The organism is Stenotrophomonas maltophilia, from assembly GCF_013464485.1.
Lineage (GTDB): Bacteria > Pseudomonadota > Gammaproteobacteria > Xanthomonadales > Xanthomonadaceae > Stenotrophomonas > Stenotrophomonas maltophilia_AW.
Map to the genome: position 1 here is coordinate 14,056 of NZ_RAUX01000004.1, position 22,140 is coordinate 36,195.

At 66.0% G+C, this 22,140-nt stretch carries 20 protein-coding genes; 9 read left to right on the top strand and 11 right to left on the bottom strand.

What is annotated here, in order from left to right; all coding sequences use genetic code 11:
- Positions 1-57: 57 nt before the first annotated feature.
- Complete coding sequence (locus D7Y61_RS01770) at positions 58-504, bottom strand: GNAT family N-acetyltransferase (protein WP_180864747.1); 447 nt, start codon at positions 502-504, stop codon at positions 58-60.
- A gap of 169 nt (positions 505-673) precedes the next feature.
- Positions 674-1,579, bottom strand: coding sequence for a LysR family transcriptional regulator ArgP (locus tag D7Y61_RS01775; protein WP_180864748.1), 906 nt, complete (start codon positions 1,577-1,579; stop codon positions 674-676).
- Between the two features lie 138 nt (positions 1,580-1,717).
- Between D7Y61_RS01775 and D7Y61_RS01780 the strand changes: the two genes are divergently transcribed.
- Complete coding sequence (locus D7Y61_RS01780) at positions 1,718-2,353, top strand: LysE/ArgO family amino acid transporter (RefSeq protein WP_005408523.1); 636 nt, start codon at positions 1,718-1,720, stop codon at positions 2,351-2,353.
- Positions 2,354-2,519: 166 nt separating this feature from the next.
- On the top strand, positions 2,520-4,502 hold the full coding sequence (locus D7Y61_RS01785) for an alpha/beta hydrolase family protein (protein WP_180864749.1): 1,983 nt from the start codon (positions 2,520-2,522) through the stop codon (positions 4,500-4,502).
- A 56-nt stretch (positions 4,503-4,558) separates the two neighbouring features.
- On the opposite strand, the gene D7Y61_RS01790 is transcribed toward D7Y61_RS01785, so the two are convergent.
- The 3 genes from D7Y61_RS01790 to D7Y61_RS01800 all read right to left on the bottom strand — a co-directional run bounded on the left by D7Y61_RS01790 (position 4,559) and on the right by D7Y61_RS01800 (position 8,180).
- Positions 4,559-6,313 carry a peptide MFS transporter gene (locus D7Y61_RS01790; RefSeq protein WP_180864750.1) on the bottom strand — a complete coding sequence of 585 codons (1,755 nt, stop codon included), beginning with the start codon at positions 6,311-6,313 and terminating at the stop codon, positions 4,559-4,561.
- Between the two features lie 105 nt (positions 6,314-6,418).
- Entirely contained in the window at positions 6,419-7,567 is a 1,149-nt protein-coding gene (locus D7Y61_RS01795) for a heparan-alpha-glucosaminide N-acetyltransferase domain-containing protein (RefSeq protein ID WP_180864751.1), read from the bottom strand.
- A gap of 88 nt (positions 7,568-7,655) precedes the next feature.
- Positions 7,656-8,180, bottom strand: a complete 525-nt coding sequence (locus D7Y61_RS01800; RefSeq protein WP_258010186.1) for a hypothetical protein — start codon at positions 8,178-8,180, stop codon at positions 7,656-7,658.
- A gap of 285 nt (positions 8,181-8,465) precedes the next feature.
- Between D7Y61_RS01800 and D7Y61_RS01805 the strand changes: the two genes are divergently transcribed.
- From D7Y61_RS01805 to D7Y61_RS01815, 3 genes are all read left to right on the top strand, one after another.
- The gene (locus D7Y61_RS01805) at positions 8,466-10,430 is read left to right on the top strand and encodes an OPT family oligopeptide transporter (RefSeq protein ID WP_024956290.1); all 1,965 of its coding nucleotides are present in this window, start codon (positions 8,466-8,468) and stop codon (positions 10,428-10,430) included.
- A gap of 256 nt (positions 10,431-10,686) precedes the next feature.
- Positions 10,687-12,765 carry an alpha/beta hydrolase family protein gene (locus D7Y61_RS01810; protein WP_180864752.1) on the top strand — a complete coding sequence of 693 codons (2,079 nt, stop codon included), beginning with the start codon at positions 10,687-10,689 and terminating at the stop codon, positions 12,763-12,765.
- Between the two features lie 97 nt (positions 12,766-12,862).
- Positions 12,863-14,119 (top strand): DUF819 domain-containing protein, encoded by a 1,257-nt coding sequence (locus tag D7Y61_RS01815; protein ID WP_430543689.1) that lies wholly within the window; start codon positions 12,863-12,865, stop codon positions 14,117-14,119.
- Between the two features lie 281 nt (positions 14,120-14,400).
- Here D7Y61_RS01815 and D7Y61_RS01820 read toward each other — a convergent pair whose 3' ends face one another.
- Genes D7Y61_RS01820 through D7Y61_RS01840 form a run of 5 tightly spaced genes read right to left on the bottom strand, consistent with a single transcriptional unit; the run spans position 14,401 to position 17,419 of the window.
- Positions 14,401-14,880 (bottom strand): hypothetical protein, encoded by a 480-nt coding sequence (locus D7Y61_RS01820; RefSeq protein WP_180864754.1) that lies wholly within the window; start codon positions 14,878-14,880, stop codon positions 14,401-14,403.
- Positions 14,881-14,926: 46 nt separating this feature from the next.
- Complete coding sequence (gene minE, locus D7Y61_RS01825) at positions 14,927-15,187, bottom strand: cell division topological specificity factor MinE (RefSeq protein WP_005408532.1); 261 nt, start codon at positions 15,185-15,187, stop codon at positions 14,927-14,929.
- 2 nt (positions 15,188-15,189) lie between these two features.
- On the bottom strand, positions 15,190-15,999 hold the full coding sequence (gene minD, locus D7Y61_RS01830; RefSeq protein WP_057496225.1) for a septum site-determining protein MinD: 810 nt from the start codon (positions 15,997-15,999) through the stop codon (positions 15,190-15,192).
- Positions 16,000-16,037: 38 nt separating this feature from the next.
- The gene (gene minC / locus D7Y61_RS01835; RefSeq protein ID WP_180864755.1) at positions 16,038-16,877 is read right to left on the bottom strand and encodes a septum site-determining protein MinC; all 840 of its coding nucleotides are present in this window, start codon (positions 16,875-16,877) and stop codon (positions 16,038-16,040) included.
- Positions 16,823-17,419 (bottom strand): GNAT family N-acetyltransferase, encoded by a 597-nt coding sequence (locus tag D7Y61_RS01840; RefSeq protein ID WP_010483371.1) that lies wholly within the window; start codon positions 17,417-17,419, stop codon positions 16,823-16,825. The genes minC and D7Y61_RS01840 overlap by 55 nt, the downstream gene beginning before the upstream one ends.
- Before the next feature lie 153 nt (positions 17,420-17,572).
- On the opposite strand from D7Y61_RS01840, the gene D7Y61_RS01845 reads away from it, so the two are divergent.
- From D7Y61_RS01845 to D7Y61_RS01860, 4 genes are all read left to right on the top strand, one after another.
- Complete coding sequence (locus D7Y61_RS01845) at positions 17,573-18,775, top strand: sensor histidine kinase (RefSeq protein ID WP_126927898.1); 1,203 nt, start codon at positions 17,573-17,575, stop codon at positions 18,773-18,775.
- Positions 18,775-19,416, top strand: a complete 642-nt coding sequence (locus D7Y61_RS01850) for a response regulator (RefSeq protein WP_180864756.1) — start codon at positions 18,775-18,777, stop codon at positions 19,414-19,416. The genes D7Y61_RS01845 and D7Y61_RS01850 overlap by 1 nt, the downstream gene beginning before the upstream one ends.
- A 234-nt stretch (positions 19,417-19,650) precedes the next feature.
- A complete protein-coding gene (locus D7Y61_RS01855) occupies positions 19,651-20,724 on the top strand; it encodes an SRPBCC family protein (RefSeq protein ID WP_180864757.1) in 1,074 nt (357 codons plus the stop codon).
- A gap of 103 nt (positions 20,725-20,827) precedes the next feature.
- Positions 20,828-21,199: a DUF423 domain-containing protein gene (locus D7Y61_RS01860; RefSeq protein ID WP_019659313.1), complete on the top strand. Its 372-nt coding sequence runs from the start codon at positions 20,828-20,830 to the stop codon at positions 21,197-21,199.
- Positions 21,200-21,324: 125 nt separating this feature from the next.
- On the opposite strand, the gene D7Y61_RS01865 is transcribed toward D7Y61_RS01860, so the two are convergent.
- Complete coding sequence (locus D7Y61_RS01865; RefSeq protein WP_180864758.1) at positions 21,325-22,134, bottom strand: M15 family metallopeptidase; 810 nt, start codon at positions 22,132-22,134, stop codon at positions 21,325-21,327.
- Positions 22,135-22,140: the final 6 nt, after the last annotated feature.

The following is a 22,140-nucleotide window of genomic DNA, read 5'->3' on the forward strand; positions in this document are numbered from 1 at the left end:
GACGACCTGCACGGTGATGCCGGACCTGCTGCGCCCGGGCTCTTTCAGGGACCCGGTTCAGCGCAGTTCGAGAATCTCATCGCCGGCCTCGTCGATTTCACCGGTGGGGCGCCAGCCCAGACGTCGGTAGAATCCATGCGAGCGGGAGCACGGATCGGCCGAGCAGGCCAGGAACAACCGCTGGTGACCGGCATCACGGGTCAGGCTGACCACCTCCTGCAGCAGCTGGCGACCGATGCCGCGGCCTTCGTAGTCCGGCAGCAGGGCCAGTACCAGCACCTCACCGCTGTCGCGGTCGGCGAAACAGTAGCCGGCCATGCGCTCGCCCTCCCAGGCGATGCGGCCAATCGAATCGCCCTGCGCGATGCCGGCTGCCCAGCTTTCCTCGGTGATGCCCAGCACCTCCAGCTGCGCGGCGCTGAAGGCGTTCTCGCGGGTGCGCCCGCGCAGGTCGATGCAGGCGGCGGCGTCTTCGGGACGCGCATCGCGGAGGGATACAGGCATGCAAGGCATCCTTGCAGTGATCGGCCGGCCAGTATCCGCATCCCGCATGGACCCTGTGTGGAGGCTGCGTGGAGATTGGATGGAGAAAAAGGGGACGGAGGGGATTAAGTCGTTTAAGGCCCAAACGTCATACAGGGCAGAGACGACTTAATCCCCTCCGTCCCCTTTTTCAGCGCTTGCGCCGGATCAGCGCGGAGGATGCGTCCAGCACCGCGCGGGTCAACAGCGCCATGGTCTGCACATCGCCCTTCCAGTGCTGCCAGTACAGCGGCACGTCTTCCCATGCGCGCTGACGCACGTAGACCAGGCGTCCTGCGTCCAGGTGTCGCTTGACCAGCGGCAGCGGGTTCATGGTCCAGCCCATGCCACCGAGGTTGGCCTGCACGAAGGCGCGGGTAGACGGAATCCACCAGGTCGGTGCGGTACTGGGCAGGTCGCCGCCGGCCATGCGCCGCGCAAAGCGCGACTGCATGTCGTCCTTGCGGTTGAACACCAGCACCGGTGCCTGCGCCAGCGCCTGCGCGGTCACGCCCTTGGCGAAATGACGCTCGCGGAACTCCGGGGTGCAGGTGGCTGCGTAGCGGATGCTACCCAGTGCATGGATCTGGCAGCCCTGCACCGGCTCGTCGAGCGTGGTCACCGCGCCCAGTACCGTGCCCTGGCGCAGCAGCTCCACGGTGTGGTCCTGGTCCTCCACGCGCAGGTCCAGCGTGGTGCCGGTGGTCTGCGCGAACTGGTACGCCGCCTGGGGGAACCAGGTTTCCAGGCTGTCGTGGTTCACTGCCACCGGGATGCTGGCCTGCGGCAGGTCCTCGTCGGCCAGGCCCATCCGGTGCAGCGCATCGTGCTCAAGAAGGGCCGTCTGCTCGGCCAGTTGCACCAGCAGCTGGCCTTCGGCGGTCGCCGTCGCCGGGGTGCCGCGCTTGACCAGCAACCGGCCGATCCGATCCTCCAGTGCCTTGACCCGTTGTGAGATGGCCGAGGGGGTGACATTCAGCGACTGTGCGGCGCGGTCAAAGCTGCCTTCGCGGATCACTGCGGCCAATGCGCGCAGCTGGGCGTGGTCGATACGCATCGAATTAAGTTCCGCTAATGTTGGTTTAGTAAGTTTAGCTCGTCTTTTCCATGTTGCGGCGCGACAATGGCGACCGTTCCGGTGCTGTCCGCCTTCGCGAGGCACCGTCCCCCCAAGCAAGACAAGGCAGTGAATCCCATGTTCTCGGTCATCTCCGCCAGCACCGGCCTCGGTGCCTGGTTCTCTGGTGCAGCTACCGGCATCGGCCTGTTCGCCGTGGTCGGCGCCCAGAGCGCCTTCATCCTGCGCCAGGGCATCCTGCGCAAGCACATCGTGCCGGTGGTCGCCACCTGTGCGGCCATCGATGCGATCTTCATTTTTGCCAGCGTGGCCGGCCTGCGTACACTCACCTCGGCACTGCCGTGGCTGACCACTGCGGTGCTGTGGACCGGCGTAGCGTTCCTGGCCTGGTACGCGATGAAGTCGGCGCGCCGCGCGATCGCCGGTGGCGGCGGCATGGGCGAGGCTGACAGCGATGACGGCAGCCGCCGCGCCGTGCTGATGGCCGCTGTCGGTTTCTCGCTGATCAACCCGCACTTCTGGCTGGACATGATGGTGATCGGCTCGATCGCCGAGAACTTCGGCAACGCCCGCATGGCCTTCGCCGCCGGCGTGGTCACTGCCAGCTGCCTGTGGTTGACCGCCCAGGGCCTGGGCGCACGCCTGCTGGCGCCGCTGTTCACCAAGCCCAGTACCTGGCGCGTGCTCGACGGCACCATCGCGGTGATCCTCAGCATCCTGGCCCTCACGTTGGCGGTGCGCGGGGTCCACTGACCCGGCGCACGCCCCCCGAACCCACGTCCTGACTCTCTCTCCAAGGTAGTGGTAACGACGGCACCGGCAACGGTGCCGTCGTTTTTTCTGCCCTGTGGCGCAGGCTGCCTTCACGTGCCTAGAATCGTGCATCCGGACAGGGTGTCCGGTTTTCCATGGGGGAAGGATGCGCAGGATTGTGCTGGCCGTGCTTGCGAGTGCGGCCATGGGAGCGGCGTCGGCCGCCACGCTGGACCTGGACCGCTATCTGCGGCAGGAATCGTTCACCGATATCAAGATTTCACCGGGGGGCGAGTACGTTGCCGCCACGGTACCGCTGGAGGCCGGGACGGCACTGGCGATCTATCGCATCGCCGACATGAAGATGGTCGGCAGCTTCCGTCCTCCCCGCAACGATCACGCCCATACGTTCGACTGGGTCAGCAACGAGCGCTTGCTGGTGGGCATGGCACAGAAGCTGGGCGTGCTGGACCGGCCGACGCCGACCGGCGAGCTGTTCGGCATCAATGCCAACGGCAAGGGCGGTGAACTGCTGGTGGGCTACCGGGTTGCCGACCAGAGCCTGGGCACCAACATCAAGGTCAAGCCGGCGGGCATGGTGGCTGCTTACCTCAGTGATGAACTGAAGGACGATGACCGCAATGCACTGGTGACGGTGATCCCGCTCGTGGGAAGTTCGCATGCACAGATCGAGCGCATGGATGTAATCACCGGTCGCCGCAATGCGGTGGCGCGGGCTCCCGTTCCTGATGCCGATTTCATGACCGATGAGCAGGGTGAGGTACGCTTCGCACGTGCTGTCGTCACCGATGGCACGCAGAAGCTCTATTACCGTGCGGGCAGCAGCAGCGAGTGGATCCTGCTCAACGATGAGTCCCTGAGCAGGCACATCGAAGTGCCTCTTGGCTTTTCGGCCGATGGCAGGCTCGCGTATCTGCAGGTAGAGCAGGACCAAGGGCCCGACGCCATTGTCAGCTGGGATCCGCGGAGCAATGAGCGGCGTATCGTACTGCGCGATGAGACCGCCGATCCGGCGCGCATCATCCGCCGCCCTGGCAGCCGCGTGCCGGTAGGCGCACTGTTCCTCGGTGCGGCCCCGCGAACCGCGTTCTTCGATGACGCCTCGGACGAAGCGCGCCTCTATCGCAGTCTGGAGGCAGGTCTGAAAGGGGCGGTCTACATCACCTCCAGCACGCGCGATGGCAGGACGGTGCTGGTGGAGAGCTGGTCCGGCCGGAACCCGGGTGACTTCTACCTGTACGACACCGTCGGCAAGCGTGCGCAGCATCTGATCAGCCGAAGCGACTGGATCGATCCGGATCAGGCAGCGGAGGTCCGCCCGATCAGCCTGAAAGCGCGCGATGGGCGTCCGCTGCATGGCTTCCTTACGGTCCCGCACGGACGCGAGGCCCGTGCGCTGCCGATGGTGGTGCTGCCGCATGGCGGTCCGATCGGTGTCGCCGACGATGGCGCCTATGGCACCGAGACGCAGATGCTGGCGGCGGCGGGCTACGCGGTGTTGCAGGTGAACTTCCGTGGATCGTCCGGCTATGGTCGTGCCCACACCCAGGCCGCGCGCAAGCAATGGGGGCTGTCGATGCAGGATGACGTCACCGATGCCACGCGCTGGGCGATCGAGCACGGCGTGGCCGACAAGGATCGCATCTGCATCTATGGGGCAAGCTATGGTGCCTATGCTGCAATGATGGGACCGGTGCGCGAACCCGGGCTCTATCAGTGCGCGGCAGGCTACGTCGGCATCTACGACCTGCCATTGATGTATGCCCGTGGGGATATCCAGAGTGACGAGTCAGGCCTGGCCTACCTGCGCAACTGGTTGGGGTCGCCCAAGGATCTGGCCGAGCGTTCCCCGGTGAACCTGGCCGCGCAGGTGCGGGTGCCGGTGTTCCTGGCTGCCGGTGGGCAGGACCAGCGTGCACCGATCGTGCACAGCGAGCGCATGGAGGCGGCGCTGAAGAAGGCCGGGTCGCCGGTGGAAAGCCTGTACGTCAAGAACGAAGGGCATGGCTTCTACAACCCTGCCAACCAGCGCGCGTATTACAGCCGGTTGCTGGCATTCCTTTCACGCAGCCTGGGTGGGCAGGTGGCCGGCCAGGCCACATCCGCCGAGAAGGCCAGCGCACCCTGAGGATACAGCGGGTGGCGGATGATCGATCCGCCGCCCGCTGTTGCCATCTGCAGGGGCTACTTCACCCCGTGCATCATCCGCTTCAGCAGCGGCGCAGCAATGAACGCCGCCAATGCACAGCCCAGGCCGATCCACATCAGCAACCAGAACAGGTGCGCATAGGCACCGGCGGCGGCGACCATGTCCAGCGATTCGCCTTCCGGTACCTCGATCGCGGCCAGCTTGCCGAACAGCGCGGCCAGCGTTTCCGAAAACGCGGTAGCAAGGAACCAGGTGCCCATCATCAGGCTCATCACCCGTGGCACCGCCAGCTGGGTCACCGCGGACAGACCAACCGGCGACAGGCACATCTCGCCGCTGGCCAACAGGAAGTAGGCCAGCACCAGCCACCACACGCTGGCCATCTCGCCGGTGGCACCGACCTGCTGCGCCGCCAATGCCAGCGGCACGAACGACAGTGCGCCGATCACCAGGCCCCAGGCTGACTTCACCGGCTTGCCCGGCTCCCAGCCACGGCGGTCCATCCAGGTCCACAGCGCGGCGAACGCCGGTGCCAGCAGCACCAGGAACAGGCCGCCGAGATAGGTCAGCGAACCGGCGGTCTGCGGAATCACCAGGCAGTCGCGCACCAGCAGCACCAGCATCAGCACGACGATGGCGGCGAAGAAGGTGCGCGGCGCAGATGAGCCTGGACGGCGGTCGGACAACCGCGCGCTGACTACGAAGCCCAGCGGTGCCAGCAGCAGCGAGAGGATCGACCACGGCAGCGGGGTGCCACCGGTGATCACCAGCGACGGCACGATGTCCTTGGTCAACAGGCGGTCGGTGAAGGTCACCCACGAGCCATAGGACTGCTCGTACATCGTGAAGAACACCAGCGCCATGAAGATCAGCACCATCAGCGCGACCATCTGCTGGCGCTGTACCGGCGTGCACTTAGTGCCGGTGAACCAGGCGAACCAGACCAGCACGCCGCCCAGCACCACCAGCATCAGCATCAGCGCCAGGCTGATTTCACCGCCCAGCGCGAACGCGCCGTTGCCGGCGGCCCACATCAGCCACGCCACCGGCAGCACACCGAGCATCGCGCACAGATAGATGAGCCATTCGCGGGGCAGGCCCAGCACCTTCTGCCTCAGTGCTGCCGGTTGCGGCGGCTCGGCGTGGCCCTGCAGGTACTTCTGGCCCCACAGGAACATCGCCAGGCCGGCCAGCATGCCGATGCCGGCAGCGCCGAAACCGTACTTCCAGCCGTAGGCCTCGCCGAGGAAACCACATACCAGCGACGAGAACAGCGCACCCAGGTTGATGCCAGCGTAGAACAGCGAGAAACCGGAATCGCGGCGCGGATCGTCCTTGGCATACAGCTTGCCGACGATGGTGGAGATGTTCGGCTTCAGGAAGCCCACGCCCATGATGATCAGCGCCAGCGACACGTAGGTCACTGCCAGTGCCGAGGTATCGCGCACCACTTCACCGTTGACCCGGTACGCCGCGTGGCCCTCGAACGCCATGCCCAGGTGGCCGAGCACCAGCAGGATGCCGCCGAACAGCACCGCCCGGCGCATGCCCAGCCAGCGATCGGCCAGCATGCCGCCGAACACCGGGATGCAGTACACCAGGCCGCCATAGGCACCGAGCAGATCCAGGCCGGCCTTGTCGCCGAACAGGTGGTACTTGGTCAGGTACAGCAGCAGCAGCGCCTTCATGCCGTAGAAGGAGAAGCGCTCCCACATTTCGGTGAAGAAGCAGACGTAGACGCCCTTGGGATGGCCCAGGAAGTCGTCGGAAGCAGGAGCGGCAACGGTCATCGACGGCGGGAACGACGGAAAGGGCGCGATTATAGGCCCCCGGGCCAGTGCTGGCGGGCCGGGGATTCCCCCCACGCGTGGAGCGTGCTCACCCGCCGCTGCCGCTTACAGGTAACGCAGCCACGCCAGGTCCCGCCGCCTCGCCTTCAACTGCGCGAACGCCAGGGTTGGCGGGTACAGCACAACGGCCAGTGCACAGGCCACCAGCAGCAGGCCGCTGACCGAATCCAGCGCGTACAGCTCGCCATGGGTCGGGCCCCAGGTCGCCAGTGCCGCCAGGTAGAGCCCTTTCAGGACATACAGGTGCAGCAGGTAGAAGAACATCGGTGCGGCACCGATGTCGGCCAGCGGCCGCAGGCCACGCGCCAGCGGCGGCCATTCGTACAGGCGCAGCAACAGCAGGCCAGCGCCGAGGGTCAGCAGCAGGAACTGCAGCGACGGCGGGTACTTGGTGACGTTGAAGATGCTGAGCCAGGTGCGCAGCGCGGAGGTCTGGTACTGCCAGGACGCATCGCCGTACTCGTTGGCGAAGCGCAGCAGGGCGAACAGGGCCAGCGCACCCAGGCCGGCCCACAGCAGCCTGCGCTGGCGCCGGGCAGGATCGCGGTCGCGGGCAAACCACGGACCCAGCAGGTAGCCCAGCGCGATCACTCCGATCCAAGGCAACACCGGATAGGACGTGCGCAGGCGCAGGGAGCCGGCCTCGATCCAGTCACGCTGGTGCAGTACCTTCCACAGCACCGCCAGCAGGCCGTTGCCTTCCACGCGCAGGCCGTCGAACAGGTTGTGCCCTGTCACCAGCGCGACTGCCAGCCCCAGCAGGGCAGCGCGCGGCAACCACAGCAGGCCAGCCAGCGCGATCATGCTCAGGCCAATGGCCCAGATCACCTGCAGGTACAACGTGTCCGGTGGGAACTGGAAGGTCCAGGCGAAGTTCACCAGGGTCAGCTCCAGTACCACCAGGAACAGCCCACGCTTCAGCAGGAAGGCGGCCGTGGCCCGGCGCGGGTCGGCCTGGCGCTGGCCATACAGCCACGCCGACAGACCGGTCAGCAGCACGAATACCGGGGCGCACAGATGGGCCAGCAGGCGGCAGGCGAACAGCGCAGGGGAGACCGTCGCCGCGTCCATCGGGTCGCTTACCTGTTGCTGCAGGAAGAAGGTTTCGCGCACGTGGTCCAGCAGCATGAGCAGCATCACGGTGCCGCGCAGCTGGTCGATGGAGGCCAGTCGATGGGAGGGGGAGGGGGCCACGTGAGATGCTCGACTGGCGTGACAGGATATAACATAACAATGACGCATTTCCATCACGCACCGAGAGGTCCCGTGAGCGCGCGTCGGCTCAGGGCAGGCAGACCGAGGGACTCCAGCCCAGCGCCTTGTCGTAGTGGACCTCGATCGCTCGCAGGCTTCCGTCGGCGTTGGCCTTCACGCAGAACCGGGCGTTGTAGAACTGGGTGGCGCCGGTCCTGGTGGCCGACATCGAGACGTCGTACAGGCGTCCAGGCTGCAGCGGCATGGCCGTTTGCCTTGCAATGGCGTTGGCCGGCACTTCTCCATAGAGCACGCAGGCTCCGGGAGGAAGCGGGAGTGAGGCGGGATGGGCAAACCCGAAAGACCATTGCCGCCGTAACGGTGGACTGATCGCGTCATGCACCTCCACACCAAACACTTGGGGAGTCCCACCGATACGCTTGCGCTCTTTCCTGGGGAGTCCGAAACAGGGCTTGCCGGCGTGATCGGTGACCTCGACCGCGCCAACGCGGCTCCAGGCCGATGCGTAATCGCACAGCGGCATCAGGCAGAACAGGGTCACGATGGCCGTGACTGGCGACTTGATCGTGCGGAACTGCAGTGGGTTGTTCATTGGGCAGCTCAATGACATGCGTTCAGTTCGTGAACACGATGCACGGGAGTTGAGGCACTTCAAAGCATGTTGCCCGGAGTGCTGCAGTGGTGGCGGGCCTGCTGCATGTAGACCGCGGCATCCGGCAGCCCCCTGGGATGTACCGGAAGGGTTTGATGCATTGGCCGAGTTTGGCTGAAAGCGGCTATCCCACCGGCTGCCCGGCCGCAACCCTCCCGAACCGCACTGGACTTGCCGCCCCCTGAACGCTAGCGTGACCAGGATTTTTTGCCAGCAGGGGCTTCCATGAACCACGACGCTGCGCCCAAGCAGCTCACCTTCCGCGCAGTGGCCCTGGCCATCGTGCTGGCGGTGGTGCTGTCGGCCGCAAACGCCTATCTCGGTCTGTTCGCAGGCCTGACCATCGCCACCGCCATTCCCGCCGCGGTGATCTCCATGGGCGTGCTGCGCCTGCTGGGCGGTGGTTCCATCCTCGAAAACAACATCGTCCAGACCGGTGCCTCGGCCGGCTCGTCGATCGCCGCCGGTGTGATCTTCACCATTCCCGCGCTGGTGATCATGGGCTACTGGCCGGACTTCAAGTACTGGTGGGTGCTGGGCATCGCTGGCCTCGGTGGCCTGCTGGGCGTGCTGTTCTCGGTGCCGCTGCGCCGTTCGATGATCGTTGAAGACCCGCTGCCGTTCCCGGAAGGCAAGGCCGCGGCCGAAGTGCTCAAGGCCGGTGAGAACCCGGGCCCGGGCCTGAAGATCCTCGGCCTGTCGGCGGTGATCGGCGCCTTCGTGAAGCTGGCCGCGGAAAGCGGCATGCGCCTGATTCCGGATGCCTGGGCCACCTCGGCCTATGTCGGCAGCTCCAAGGTCACCGCCTTCATCGGCACCAACCTGTCGCCGGCGCTGCTGGGCGTAGGCTACATCGTCGGCCTCAACGTCGGCATCGTGGTGGTGTCCGGTTCGATCCTGACCTGGCACATCGCCATCCCGATCTACCAGGCGTTCTTCATGAACACCGATCCGGCACTCGCCGCGTCGGTCGCCACCGCTTCGTCCACCGAAGCCGCGTTTGCCATCTGGGGCGCGAAAATGCGCTACCTGGGCGTCGGCGCGATGCTGATCGGTGGCATCTGGACCCTGATCTCGCTGCGCAAGTCGCTGCTGAACGGCGTCAAGAGTGGCTTTGCGGCTGCCCGCAAGAGTGGTGGCCCGGTGCTGGCGCACACCGAGCGCGACCTGCCGATGAAGTGGATGCTGGTGGCGCTGGTGGCCTTCGTGCTGCCGCTGCTGGCCCTGTACCAGGCCATCGTCGGCCAGTGGCACGTGTCGATCCCGATGACCCTCATCATGATCGTCGCCGGCTTCCTGTTCGTGTCGGTGTCGGCCTATCTGGCCGGCCTGATCGGCTCGTCCAACAACCCGGTCTCGGGCATCACCATCTCCACCATCCTGTTCGCCTCGGCGGTGCTGGTCGTGCTGCTGGGCGCCGATGGCCTGAAGCCGGTCGGTGCCGGCGGTGCGCCGCTGGGTGCGGTGGCCGCGATCATGATCGGCGCGGTGGTGTGCTGCGCCGCTGCGGTCGGCGGTGACAACCTGCAGGACCTCAAGGCCGGCTACATCGTCGGCGCCACGCCGTGGAAGCAGCAGCTGATGCTGGGCATCGGTGCGTTCTCGTGCGCGCTGATCATGGCCCCGGTGCTGAACCTGCTGGCCACCGCCTACGGCATCGGCGTGAAGTCCGAGCTGCATCCGAACGCACTGGCTGCGCCGCAGGCCAACCTGATGGCCTCGGTGGCCAAGGGCCTGTTCGGAGGCGAACTGCCGTGGACCTTCATCGGCATCGGTGCCGTGGTCGGCGCCGCCATCATCGCCTTCGACAGCTGGCTGAAGTCGCGCAACGCACGCTTCCGCGTGCCGGTGCTGGCGGCCGCCATCGGCATCTACCTGCCGCTGGAACTGATGGTGCCGATCTTCCTGGGCGGCCTGATCGCCCACCTGGTCGAGCGCTTCCACAAGGTGCGTGCCGACGATGAAGAAGGCCGCGACCGCGTGCACAAGCCGGGCGTGCTGTTCGCCGCTGGCCTGATCACCGGCGAAGCCCTGATGGGCATCGCCATCGCGATTCCGATCGTGGTCAGCAGCCGCGCCGACGTGCTGGCCGTGCCGTTCCACCTGCCGGGCGCACAGTGGATCGGCCTGGCCGTGCTGTTCCTGGTCGGCTGGCTGATCTACCGCACTGGCAAGTACGCCAAGGCGTAAGCAATGGGGGCCGATCCCTTCCCGTAGGGAAGGGATMGGCCCCCAGGTTCATTGGGTAGTGCCGGCCTCWGGCCGGCGGCCACGGAATGTCCAAGGGCCTTGGCGTTGCCGGCCAGCGGCCGGCACTACCGCAAACCGCGCTACGGCGCGGTTTGCTGTTTCTGGCGATTGCCCGCCCGCAGGCATGACCGATGGCCTTGGCAGCCCCGGCCGCACGGGCCTAACATCGGTTTTTTGCCGTCCTGCGGAGACCCCGATGAAACTGCGTCATGCCCTGCTGCCACTGAGCCTGCTGGCCGCCCTGCCCAGCGTTGCCGCTGCCCGTGGCCTGGAAGTCCGCGACATGGTGGCCATGGACCGCGTCTCCGCGCCGGTACTGACCGCTGACGGTGGCACCGTGGTGTTCGCCAAGCGCAGCGTCGACGCCAACCTGAAGGCCTCCACCGCGCTGTTCGCACGCAATCTGCGCACCCGCGACGCGGCGCCGCCGAAGCAGATCACTCCGGCTGGCTGGAGTGTCAATTCCGCTTCGCTGTCGACCGATGGCCAGACCGTGTACTTCCTCAGCGCCAAGAACGGCAGCCAGCAGCTTTACGCGCAGCCGCTCAGCGGCGGTGCTCCGCGCCAGCTGACCGACTTCCCGGTGGACGTGGACAGCTACCACGTGTCGCCGCAGGACGACCGCGTGCTGTTCAGCGCCGGCGTGTTCCAGACCTGCGCCTCGGACCTGGCCTGCACCGCAGCGAAGCTGAAGGAAAAGAAGGACGCCAAGGCCAGTGGTCAGGTGTGGGATTCGCTGTTCGTGCGCCACTGGGATACCTGGAACGACGGCCGTCGCAACACCCTGTTCGTGGCACCGCTGCCGGCGGCCAAGGCCGGTGCCGTCAAGGGCGCTTCGGCGCTGAGCGCCACCATCGACGGTGATGCGCCGTCAAAGCCGTTCGGTGGCAATGATGATTTCGTGTGGTCGCCGGATGGCGCCAGCGTGGTGGCCAGCATCCGCGTGGCCGGCAAGCAGGAACCGTGGTCGACCAACTTCGACCTGTACCGCTTCGACGCTGCCGGCAAGCAGGCGCCGGTCAATCTGACCGCGTCCAACCCGGCCTGGGATGCCGGCCCGGTGTTCAGTGCCGACGGCAAGACCCTGTTCTACCGTGCGATGAAGCGCCCGGGCTTCGAGGCCGACCGCTTCGGCCTGATGGCGATGGACCTGGCCAGCGGCAAGACCCGCGAGATCGCCCCGCAGTGGGATCGTTCGGCCGGTGGCATCGCCCTCTCCGCCGACGGCGCCAGCATCTACACCACCGCCGATGACCTGGGTGAGCACCCGTTGTTCCAGATCGACGTGGCCAGCGGCAAGGCCACCAAGCTGATCGGCGATGGCAGCGTCACTGCGGTCAACGTGGCCGGCAACAGCGTGGCCATCACCCGCAACAGCCTGAAGAGCAACGACCAGGTGCTGGTCGGCCTGCTGCCGGCCGCGGGCGAAGCCATCGGCGAGCTGCGCGCGCTGACCCCGGCTGCTGGCGACGTGCTGAAGGATGTGTCCTTCGGTGCCTACGAGCAGTTCGAGTTCAAGGGCTGGAACAACGACACCGTGCACGGCTACGTGGTCAAGCCGCACAACTACCAGGAAGGCAAGTCCTATCCGGTGGCGTTCCTGATCCACGGTGGCCCGCAGGGCAGTTTCGGCAATGGCTGGAGCTACCGCTGGAACCCGCAGACCTATGCGGGCCAGGGCTACGCGGTGGTCATGATCGACTTCCATGGTTCCACCGGCTACGGCCAGGCCTTCACCGATGCGATCAGCCAGCACTGGGGCGACCGCCCGCTGGAAGACCTGCAGAAGGGCTGGGACGCGGCGCTGAAGAAATATTCCTTCCTCAACGGCGACAAGGCCTGTGCGCTGGGCGCCAGCTACGGTGGTTTCATGGTCAACTGGATCGCCGGCAACTGGAACGGCCCGTTCAAGTGCCTGGTCAACCACGATGGCGTTTTCGACCAGCGCATGATGGGCTACGCCACTGAAGAACTGTGGTTCACCGAGTGGGAGCAGGGTGGCACGCCGTACCAGAAGGCCGCGAACTACGAGAAGTTCAACCCGGTCAACCACGTGGCGGACTGGAAGAAGCCGATCCTGGTGATCCACGGCCAGCAGGACTTCCGCATTCCGGTCGAGCAGGGCTTGGCTGCGTTCACCGCTGCACAGCGCCAGGGCATCGAATCGAAGTTCCTGTACTTCCCGGATGAAAACCACTGGGTGCTGAAGCCGAACAACAGCATCCTGTGGCATGACACCGTCAATGCCTGGCTGAAGCAGCACATCGGCAACTGATGGTTGCAGCGCCGCCCTTCGCGGCGGCGCTCTGCTTTCTGTAGAGCCGAGCCCTGCTCGGCTGCTTCTGCCTTCCTTCCGCCAACAGCAGCCGAGCATGGCTCGGCTCTACAAGAGCACCTGCATGATCCAGAACGACATCGTCGTGTTCGGTTTGATCGCCGCCACCCTGGGCGCCGTGTTCTGGACCGCCTCGCGCGAGCAGGGCCTGTGGAAGCGCTTCTACACCTTCGTGCCGGCGTTGCTGCTGTGCTACCTGATTCCCGGCATCTACAACACCGTCGGCCTGATCGACGGGCAGAACACCAAGCTCTACAACCCGATCGCGCGCGACATCCTGCTGCCGGCGGCGTTGATCCTGCTGACGCTGGCGGTGGACATCAAGGGCATCCTGCGGCTTGGCCCGAAGCTGGTGCTGATGTACCTGGGCGCGTCGGCCAGCATCATGCTCGGCGCGGTGGTTGCCTTCCTGCTGATGCGCGCCGTGCATCCTGAAACCGTGGCCGGCGACACCTGGGCGGGCATGGCCGCGCTGGCCGGCAGCTGGATCGGCGGTGGTGCCAACATGCTGGCGATGCGCGAGGTGTTCGACGTCAACGCCACCACCTTCGGCCAGTTTGCGGTGGTCGACGTGGGTGTCGGCTATGTCTGGATGGCCGCACTGATCTTCCTGGCCGGGCGCGCGGCGAAGATCGACGCGCGCAGCGGCGCTGATACCTCGGCCATCGATGAGCTGAAGGAGCGTATCGCACGCTTCCAGGCCGAACACGAGCGTATTCCCAGCCTCACCGACCTGATGTTGATCGTAGCGGTGGCCTTTGGTGGTGTCGGCCTGGCCCACGCCATTGGCGCGCCGCTGGCGGCCTGGTTCAAGGCCAATGTCGGCTGGGCTGCGCAGTTCAGCCTGGACGCACCGTTCGTGTGGGTGGTGGTGCTGTCGACCACGCTCGGACTGGGCCTGAGCTTCACCCGCGCACGCACGCTGGAAGGCGCCGGTGCGTCGCGGCTGGGCTCGCTGCTGCTGTACTTCCTGATTGCCTGCATTGGCATGCAGATGGATCTTCTGGCGCTGCTGGACCGCCCGTGGCTGTTCCTGCTTGGCCTGATCTGGATCAGCGTGCACATCGTGCTGCTGTGGTGCCTGGGCAAACTGCTGAAGGTGCCGTTCTTCTACTTCGCCATCGGCTCGCAGTCGAACATCGGTGGCCCGGCCTCGGCACCGGTGGTGGCTGCGGCGTTCCATCCGGCGCTGGCACCGGTGGGCGTGCTGCTCGGCACGATGGGCTATGCCACCGGTACGTATCTGGCCTACATCGTCGGCATTACCCTGCGCGCGCTGGCGGGGCAGGGCTGATCGCGCACGGGACGATAGGGTCAGATCCTGTAGAGCCGAGCCCGCGCTCGGCTGCATCTGTATTTGTGCAGGTAACAACGAAGAGCAGCCGAGCGTGGGCTCGGCTCTACAGCAGATCCACGCCATGCGTGGCTGGCGGCTACGCTGCCTGTAGCAACCCGCGTTCGATCAACCACGCCTTCGCGTCTTCGGCATCCTGCTCGAACCGCGCCGAGTGAAAAGAGGGGCGCCGCAAGGTCCGGCGCGTCGCCACGCGCCCATGGTCAACCGCGCCCGTGGCTTTACGCCACCGGCAGGCCGCGTTCGATCAACCAGGCTCTGGCGTCTTCCGCGTCCTGCTCGAACCAGGCTTTTGTAGACCCCAGCCGGTAGGTGTACCCCCACGCATCCATGTCGGCCATCAACCGCGCGCTGCCAACTCCCGGCAGCTGCCCGGCCAGCACAATCTGCAGGTAGCAGGTGGCATCTTCCTCGGCCACCGAGTCGGTGGCGTCGGTGTGCACCTGCGCGCGCCGCTCCGGCGGCAATACGATCAGGTGGCAGGCTTCGTGCAGCATCGAGTGCACGGGGGTGTCATCGCGCACATAGACATTGCTGGCGATGATGCCCGCCTCGGGCTCGCCCCAGTAGCTGCCGGGAATCGGTTCGCCGGCCACCACGTGGTGCAGCAGCAGGCCATGCGCGGCGAGCAGGCACTGCGCATCGGCGAAGGCGATGTCGCCCACGCAGGTGATGTCCACGGCGGTTGTCGTATCGGTCATGCAGGTCACGCAGCCCCGCCCATGCAGGCACGGGCGGGGCGGGGCATCAGGGTTTGTCCGGGCCTTCAGGCAGCGCCACGGAGATGTCCAGCACATCGTGCTGGCCATCCTTCACCAGGTCGACCTTCACCGCGTCGACGTCGATGTTCACGTACTTCTTGATCACTTCCAGCAGCTCGCGCTGCAGCAGCGGCAGGTAGTCCGGGCCACCGCGGTGGCTGCGTTCCTGCGCGATGATGATCTGCAGGCGGTTCTTCGCGGTTTCGGCGGTGGTCTTCTTCGCTTTGAGGAAATCGAACAGGCCCATGCTTACCCTCCGAACAGCTTGCTGAAGAAGCCCTTCTTCTCGACGTTGGTGAAGCGCATCGGGCGATCTTCGCCCAGGATGCGCGCGACGGCGTCGTCATACGCCTGGCCGGCTGCGGATTCGACATCCAGGATGACCGGCTCGCCCTTGTTGGAGGCGTTGAGCACGTCGCCCGATTCGGGGATCACGCCGATGGCCTTCAGCCCCAGCACTTCCTCGACGTCGGCGATGCTGAGCATCTCGCCGGTTTCCACGCGCAGCGGGGTGTAGCGCGTCAGCAGCAGGAACGCGGGCACGTTCTGGCCGGATTCGGCCTTGTGGGTCTTCGAGTCCAGCAGGCCGATGATGCGGTCGGAGTCGCGCACCGAGGACACTTCCGGGTTCACCACCACCACCGCGCGGTCGGCGAAGTACATCGCCAGGAAGGCGCCCTTCTCGATGCCGGCCGGCGAGTCGCAGATGATGTAGTCGAAGCCATCGGCCGCCAGGTCCTTCAGGACCTTGCCCACGCCTTCCTGGGTCAGTGCATCCTTGTCGCGGGTCTGCGAGGCGGCCAGCACGTACAGGTTGTCAAAGCGCTTGTCCTTGATCAGGGCCTGCTTGAGAGTGGCTTCGCCGTGCACGACGTTGACGAAGTCGTACACCACGCGGCGTTCGCAGCCCATGATCAGGTCGAGGTTGCGCAGGCCGACGTCGAAGTCGATCACCGCCACCTTCTTGCCGCGCCGCGCCAGGCCACAGGCCAGGCTCGCGCTGGAAGTGGTCTTGCCCACGCCGCCCTTGCCGGAGGTGACTACGATGATTTCAGCCAAAGGACTTCTCCTGGTTCTGCATATGTTTGGGTGCTGCGTCAGTCCAGCGCAGCGATCTTGATCTGGTCCTGTTCCAGCCAGACCTGCACGGCCTTGCCGCGCAGGTTGTCCGGAACATCGTCCAGTACCTTGTAGTGGCCTGCAATGGCCACCAGTTCCGCATGGAAATCACGGCAGAAGATGCGTGCCGCGGTGTTGCCCTGGGCACCTGCCAGCGCGCGGCCGCGCAGGGTGCCGTAGATATGGATGCTGCCATCGGCGATGACCTCGGCGCCGGCGCCGACAGTGGCCATCACGGTCAGGTCGCAGTTTTCCGCGTACAGCTGCTGGCCCGAGCGCACGTTGCCCAGCTGCATCCGGCCCGGCTGCGGAGCCGCAGCGTCGGCAACCTTGGCCACCGGCGTGGCGGGGGCCGGCTTCGGTTCGGCACGGACAGCGCGGCGCGGCTCCGGTGCGGGCGGCGGCGGCTCGGCGTCGGCGCGCTCGTACTGCGCGCGGAACTTGGCCAGCAGCGGCAGGCCGAGCTGCTGCGAGAGCAGGTCGATCGCACTGGTGCCATAGGCCAGCGCCACCGGCAGTACGCCGGCACTGCGCAGGCCATCGACCAGCGCCTGCGCGGTGGCCACGTCCGGCACCTGGCTCAGGCCGCCGAAATCGAGGATGACTGCGGCGCGGCCGAACAGCTTCGGCGCACGGGTGACGCGCTCGCGCATTTCCTGCACGAGCCGTTCGACATCCAGGGTACGGATGCGCAGGTTGGCGATGCCCACCTGGCCGATCTTCAGTTCACCGGCCTGTTCGTAATCGAAATTCACCGCCACGCTCAGGTCCCCGTCGGCCGCTGTGCCTGCGCCGGCAGCTGCCGGGCGCGTGTCCATGCCACATCCGGCAGCTTGCCGCCGTAGGTCTCCTGGACCCACGGGTAGCTGCACAGTTCCTTGGCCAGCATGCTGGCGCGCACATCCACCTGGGGCATGGTGTTCTGGCCCAGCTCGCGGAAGCCGAAGCTGCCGTGGAAGAGCAGGGCGGCATCGGCGCCATGGTCGAGGAAGACTTCGCAGGTCATCTGCGGGTAGCGCAGCTCGGCGAAGCTCTGCGCGTCGGCATAGAACGCACGGCCGACGCCACCGCCACGACGGCGGCTGGCGACCACGATGCGGTCGATATAGAAGAACGGGGTGTCCAGCTGCTGCTTGAACCAGGCGAAGTTGCTGCTGTCGTGCTGGCTGTCGCTGCCGAAGCCGATCAGGAAGCCGGCCAGGTTGCCGTCGCGCTCGGCGACGCGGAAATACTCAGCGGTTTCATAGAACAGGCGCAGGCGGGCCGCATCCAGGGGAAGGATGGCCAGGCCAGCGTTGTTGTTCAAAGCCAGGACGGAATCGAGCTCGTGCTCGCGCACGTCGCGGATGACAATCGACATTGTGACTCCGTGGGGTAACGCGGTTGGTCCGTCAAATTGGACCCTGCGCACGATTATTGCATGCCCTGGGTGGGCTGCGGCATGAACAGGGGACCGCAGATGCATGACTTCCGTGGGAGTGCGCGACGCAGGCCGGGCCCGTAGAGTGCTGGCATGTTGGGAGTCCTCAGCCATACCCGCGTCCTCCGTCTGGCCGGCCTGTTTACCTGGGTCATGGTCGGCCTGCCACTGGCGTACTCGCAGTTCGAGAACCTGCACAGCCGCAGCGATATGGGCAGCTGGGCGATCCTGCTGTTCGTCGCCTATCTGTCCTTCGGCGCCGCGTACTACTGGCTGACCCGCCTGCTGCGCAGCGACAGCGACAGTCACACCACCTGGCTGGACCGCGGCCTGCTGCTGCTGCTGACGGTTTCGGCGCTGGGCGTCAGCTACCTCAGTGGTTCCGGCCTTGGCAGCATCCTGATGATGGTGGCTGCCGGCGTCATTCCGTGGATGCTGTCGGCGCGCCTGTGCGTGCTGTGGCTGCTGGTCAGCCAGTTGGCGGTGGCCCCGGTCTATTACATGCTGCTGAACTTCCCGCTGTTCGAAGCGGTGATGCAATCGCTGCTGTATGGCGGCTTTTCCATGTTCATCTTCGTGACCAGCCTTGTCGCGCGGCAGCAGACCCAAGCCCGCGACGAGCAGCGCAGGCTCAATTCGGAGTTGCGCGCCACCCGCGCCCTGCTGGCCGAAAGCGCCCGGGTCAATGAGCGAACCCGCATTTCGCGTGAACTGCATGATCTTCTGGGGCATCAGCTGACCGCGCTGACCCTGAACCTGGAAGTGGCCGGCCATCTGGCCGAGGGCCAGGCGCTGGACCACGTGAAGCGCTCGCACGCCCTGGCCAAGCTGCTGCTGGGCAACGTGCGCGAGGTGGTCAGCCAGCTGCGGGAGACCGGCGCCATCGACCTGGCTGCCGCACTGCGGCCGCTGACCGAGAACGTGCCATCGCTGGACATCCAGCTGGACATCGAGGATCCGCTGAACGTGGAGGACCCGCAGCGGGCCCACGTGCTGCTGCGCTGTACCCAGGAGATCATCACCAACGCGGTGCGCCACGCCGGTGCCCGCCACCTGTGGATCAAGGTGTACCGTGAAGCCCCCGACCGGGTGGTGGTCGAGGCCCGCGACGACGGTGTCGGCGCGGATATGGTCAATGTGGGCAATGGCTTGCGCGGCATGCGCGAGCGCCTGCAACAATGTGGTGGCCAGCTGCAGGTCGAAACCCGGCCCGGCGAAGGCTTCCGCCTGCGGGCGACGGTGCCGGCAACGGTGCTGGTGGCAGCCCTTACCAAGGTTCCTGAAGGAGTGCGTTGATGATTCGCGTCTGCCTGGTCGACGATCAAACCCTGGTGCGGCAGGGAATCCGCTCCCTGCTGGCGCTCGACGGCGGTATCGAGGTGGTGGCCGAGGCCGGCGATGGCCGGCAGGCGGTCGAGCTGATACCGCAGGTACGCCCCGACGTGGTGCTGATGGACATGCGCATGCCGGTGATGTCCGGGCTGGAGGCGCTGCAGGTGCTGTCCCGGCAGGAGCAGCTGCCACCGACCATCATCCTCACCACCTTCGACGACGATCAGCTGGTCCTGGCCGGGCTCAAGGCCGGCGCCAAGGGCTACCTGCTCAAGGACGTGACCTTGGCACAGCTGGTGGGGGCCATCCGCACCGTGGCCGAGGGTGGTTCGCTGGTGCAGCCGGCGGTGACCCAGCGCCTGCTGTCCGGTCTGGAGCACATGCGCAACGAGTTCGTCAGCCTGGACCGACCGGACCCGCTGACCGACCGTGAAACCGAGATCCTGCGGCTGATGGCCAGCGGCTTCTCCAACAAGGAGATCGCCAACTCGCTGGGCGTGGCTGAAGGGACCATCAAGAACCACGTGTCCAACATCCTGTCCAAGCTGGGCGTGCGCGACCGTACGCGCGCCGTGCTGAAGGCGTTCGAGCTTCAGCTGGTCTAGGGAAAATCCTTTCAGGACAATGGTTTGGGGGCAGGGCCTGGCCCTCGGCCGGGGCTGCCCCCTACTTTGCGGGTATCGGTATGCGGTACCCTTCGAATTCTTTGTCCATACAAATACGCAGCCGGCAGGGAAACCGGTGCGCCAATCCCGATAAACAATGCCCGCGAAGCCTGCTAGGATTGGCGCTTCGCTTCAATCAACCCGGCCGTGGGATCGGCCCCGGAGACTCTCTGAATGACCCGTATTATCGAGTTCCTGATCGCCTTGGGGATCGTGGCTGGCCTGTTCGTCATCATTGGCGTATGTCTGCCGGGCGAGCGTCACATCACCGAAAGCATCGAGACCAACCGCAAGATGACGATCGTGTACGACACGGTCAGCAGCCTGCGCCGCTTCAAGGACTGGAACCCGCTGGTACTGCGCGATCCCGCCGTTGAACTGAAGCTGTCCGGCCCGGCCTCCGGCAAGGGTGCCACCCTCGACTTCACCTCCAAGGACCTGGGCACCGGTTCCTGGAAGATCACCGAAGCCGAAGAGAACAAGCGTGTTGCGATCGCCATCGAAGACGCCACCAAGGGTCACGACAAGATCACCACCTTCACCCTGGAGCCGACCGGCAAGGGTGGCCGTAACGTCAAGATCACCCAGGACTACTCGGTGAAGTACGGCTTCGACCTGTTCGGCCGCTACGCCGGCCTGTATGTCAGCCGCCAGATCGGCGACGACATCAAGATGGGTCTGTCGCGTATGGCCAACATGCTGGCCAGCGTTCCGAACGTGGATTACCGCACTCCGGAAGCCCCGCTGACCGACCTGGCCATCGTCGATGTGCCGGTTGAGGATCTGCTGGTCGTCAACGCCGGTAACGTGGACCGCGGCCAGGAGACCATCACCAAGTCCATCAAGGACAACCAGGAGTGGATCAAGCGCGTGATGGAGGCCAATGGCCTTGAAGCCGCTGGTCCGTTCCGCATCATCACCACCGACTTCGGCCAGGAGAAGTACGCCTTCGACATCGCCCAGCCGGTGAAGAAGAAGGGTGCCGAAGGTGCCACCGCTGAAGAGCTGACCGTCAAGATCGACGGCGGCGCTCCGGTCAAGTATGTGCACGTGGCTGCACATCGTTCGGCGCACGCTGCCTACACCGGCCACATGGCGGGTCTGGACGTTGCCCGCAACGGCCTGCGTGCCTGGGCGGTAACCTCCGGGAACGAAGTGATCGACCGTCCGTACGAATCCTGGAAGGACGGCATCGATAAGTCGTTCACCCCGGAAGGTACCTACGACATCTACTGGGCCGTCAAGTAAGCCTCGGCTGCCCCATGTAGTGTTGGGCACGAAAACGCGCCGCTTATTGCGGCGCGTTTTTTTTCATCCGGCGCCCGGCGTGGGCGCAGCGCAAGGAGCCCTCATGTTCAATCTGGAACGCCGCGCACGTAAGCCTTCCCTGCTGGCCTGCCTCGGCGCGCTGCTGGCCGCTGCCTCGATCGGCTTGTCAGCCTATGCTTCGCACGGCGTGGCCGATCCGCTGGCGCAGCAGCATCTGAACATGGCAGCGCTGTATGCGTTCGCGCATGGCGCGGTGCTGGTGGCGTTGGGGCCGCGTGCGCAGGGGGCAATCGCGCACCTGGCGCTGTATGTGCTGCTGCTGGGCGTGCTGCTGTTCTCCGGCAGCCTGGTGGGCGGTGCGTTGTGGCAGTGGCCGACGCGCATGGCGCCGATCGGTGGCACCAGCATGATGGCCGGTTGGGTCCTGCTGGCGATCAATGCGCTGCGGCGGTGACGATGTGATGACGCAACGACTGTAGAGCCGAGCCCGTGCTCGGCTTCGAGTGAAGCGATCCGCGCCTGCATCGGGGCCAGGAGCAGGCGACTGACAGTCGACTCTACCGGGCGCGTGATGCGGATTCAGCCGTTGGCCGGCTTCCAGCACCAATGCCAGGGTTCGTAGACGATGCCGTGCGGGTTGTCGCGCGGGTAGCTCAGCTCGAAGCCATGTCCGCCGGCGTGGGCCTGCAACCACGTGAACGCCTCGGTGGCCTCGAACGCTTCCTCGGCCGGGGCGTCGCCCGGTTTGCCGATATCCAGCGCGTGGCCGCTGTGGTGTTCGCTGAAGCCCGGTGCGGCGTTGACCTTCAGGATGTCCGCCACGCTCAGTCCGCGTGCGCGCTTTCGTTCGAAGATGCCCAACTGGTAGGCATGGCTGCGGAAGCCGGAGATGGCGTCCAGCGCAATTCCGTCCTGCGCGGCGTGCAGTCGCATCCGCCGCCAGCCCTGTGCAGCGCCACGGCGCAGCCACAACGGGCGGGCGAAACGGTCGCGACCGGCGAAGTGCAGCAGGCACGGCTCGGGTTCCAGTGGCAGGCCGCTTTCATCGGCATAGCGCCGTGCATCCAGGCCAAGCTGCTGCAGGCGTTGCTGCAGTCCGGCCAGCGGCAGCCATTGCTCTTCCAGTGGTGCAGCGGACGGCCGTGCCAGTGGCGTGTCCAGCAGCGCCAGGGCTTCCTCAACGCCGGGCTCGCGCGCCAGGCGTGGCACCATGGCGTGTACGCCGTGCGCCACCACGGCTGCCAGGTAGCGGCCATCGCGCTTGCGCCGCAGCACCCAGCGCGCCTGCGACAGCAGGCGAGCGTCCGGGTTGCTGCGCGCGCGCAGCAGCTGGGCCGGCCATAGCTCGATGGTCTCAGTGTTGATCAGCAGAGGGGGGTGTCGTTGCATCGCCGC

Coding starts and splice junctions, on each gene's coding strand:
- D7Y61_RS01775 (WP_180864748.1), bottom strand. CDS start 1,579: ATGCGTATCGACCACGCCCAGCTGCGCGCATTGGCCGCAGTGATCCGC.
- D7Y61_RS01820 (WP_180864754.1), bottom strand. CDS start 14,880: ATGACCGATACGACAACCGCCGTGGACATCACCTGCGTGGGCGACATC.
- D7Y61_RS01845 (WP_126927898.1), top strand. CDS start 17,573: ATGTTGGGAGTCCTCAGCCATACCCGCGTCCTCCGTCTGGCCGGCCTG.
- D7Y61_RS01770 (WP_180864747.1), bottom strand. CDS start 504: ATGCCTGTATCCCTCCGCGATGCGCGTCCCGAAGACGCCGCCGCCTGC.
- D7Y61_RS01800 (WP_258010186.1), bottom strand. CDS start 8,180: ATGAACAACCCACTGCAGTTCCGCACGATCAAGTCGCCAGTCACGGCC.
- D7Y61_RS01865 (WP_180864758.1), bottom strand. CDS start 22,134: ATGCAACGACACCCCCCTCTGCTGATCAACACTGAGACCATCGAGCTA.
- D7Y61_RS01790 (WP_180864750.1), bottom strand. CDS start 6,313: ATGACCGTTGCCGCTCCTGCTTCCGACGACTTCCTGGGCCATCCCAAG.
- D7Y61_RS01855 (WP_180864757.1), top strand. CDS start 19,651: ATGACCCGTATTATCGAGTTCCTGATCGCCTTGGGGATCGTGGCTGGC.
- D7Y61_RS01815 (WP_430543689.1), top strand. CDS start 12,863: ATGGCTCGGCTCTACAAGAGCACCTGCATGATCCAGAACGACATCGTC.
- D7Y61_RS01805 (WP_024956290.1), top strand. CDS start 8,466: ATGAACCACGACGCTGCGCCCAAGCAGCTCACCTTCCGCGCAGTGGCC.
- D7Y61_RS01785 (WP_180864749.1), top strand. CDS start 2,520: ATGCGCAGGATTGTGCTGGCCGTGCTTGCGAGTGCGGCCATGGGAGCG.
- D7Y61_RS01780 (WP_005408523.1), top strand. CDS start 1,718: ATGTTCTCGGTCATCTCCGCCAGCACCGGCCTCGGTGCCTGGTTCTCT.
- minC (WP_180864755.1), bottom strand. CDS start 16,877: ATGGACACGCGCCCGGCAGCTGCCGGCGCAGGCACAGCGGCCGACGGG.
- D7Y61_RS01840 (WP_010483371.1), bottom strand. CDS start 17,419: ATGTCGATTGTCATCCGCGACGTGCGCGAGCACGAGCTCGATTCCGTC.
- D7Y61_RS01860 (WP_019659313.1), top strand. CDS start 20,828: ATGTTCAATCTGGAACGCCGCGCACGTAAGCCTTCCCTGCTGGCCTGC.
- minE (WP_005408532.1), bottom strand. CDS start 15,187: ATGGGCCTGTTCGATTTCCTCAAAGCGAAGAAGACCACCGCCGAAACC.
- D7Y61_RS01810 (WP_180864752.1), top strand. CDS start 10,687: ATGAAACTGCGTCATGCCCTGCTGCCACTGAGCCTGCTGGCCGCCCTG.
- D7Y61_RS01850 (WP_180864756.1), top strand. CDS start 18,775: ATGATTCGCGTCTGCCTGGTCGACGATCAAACCCTGGTGCGGCAGGGA.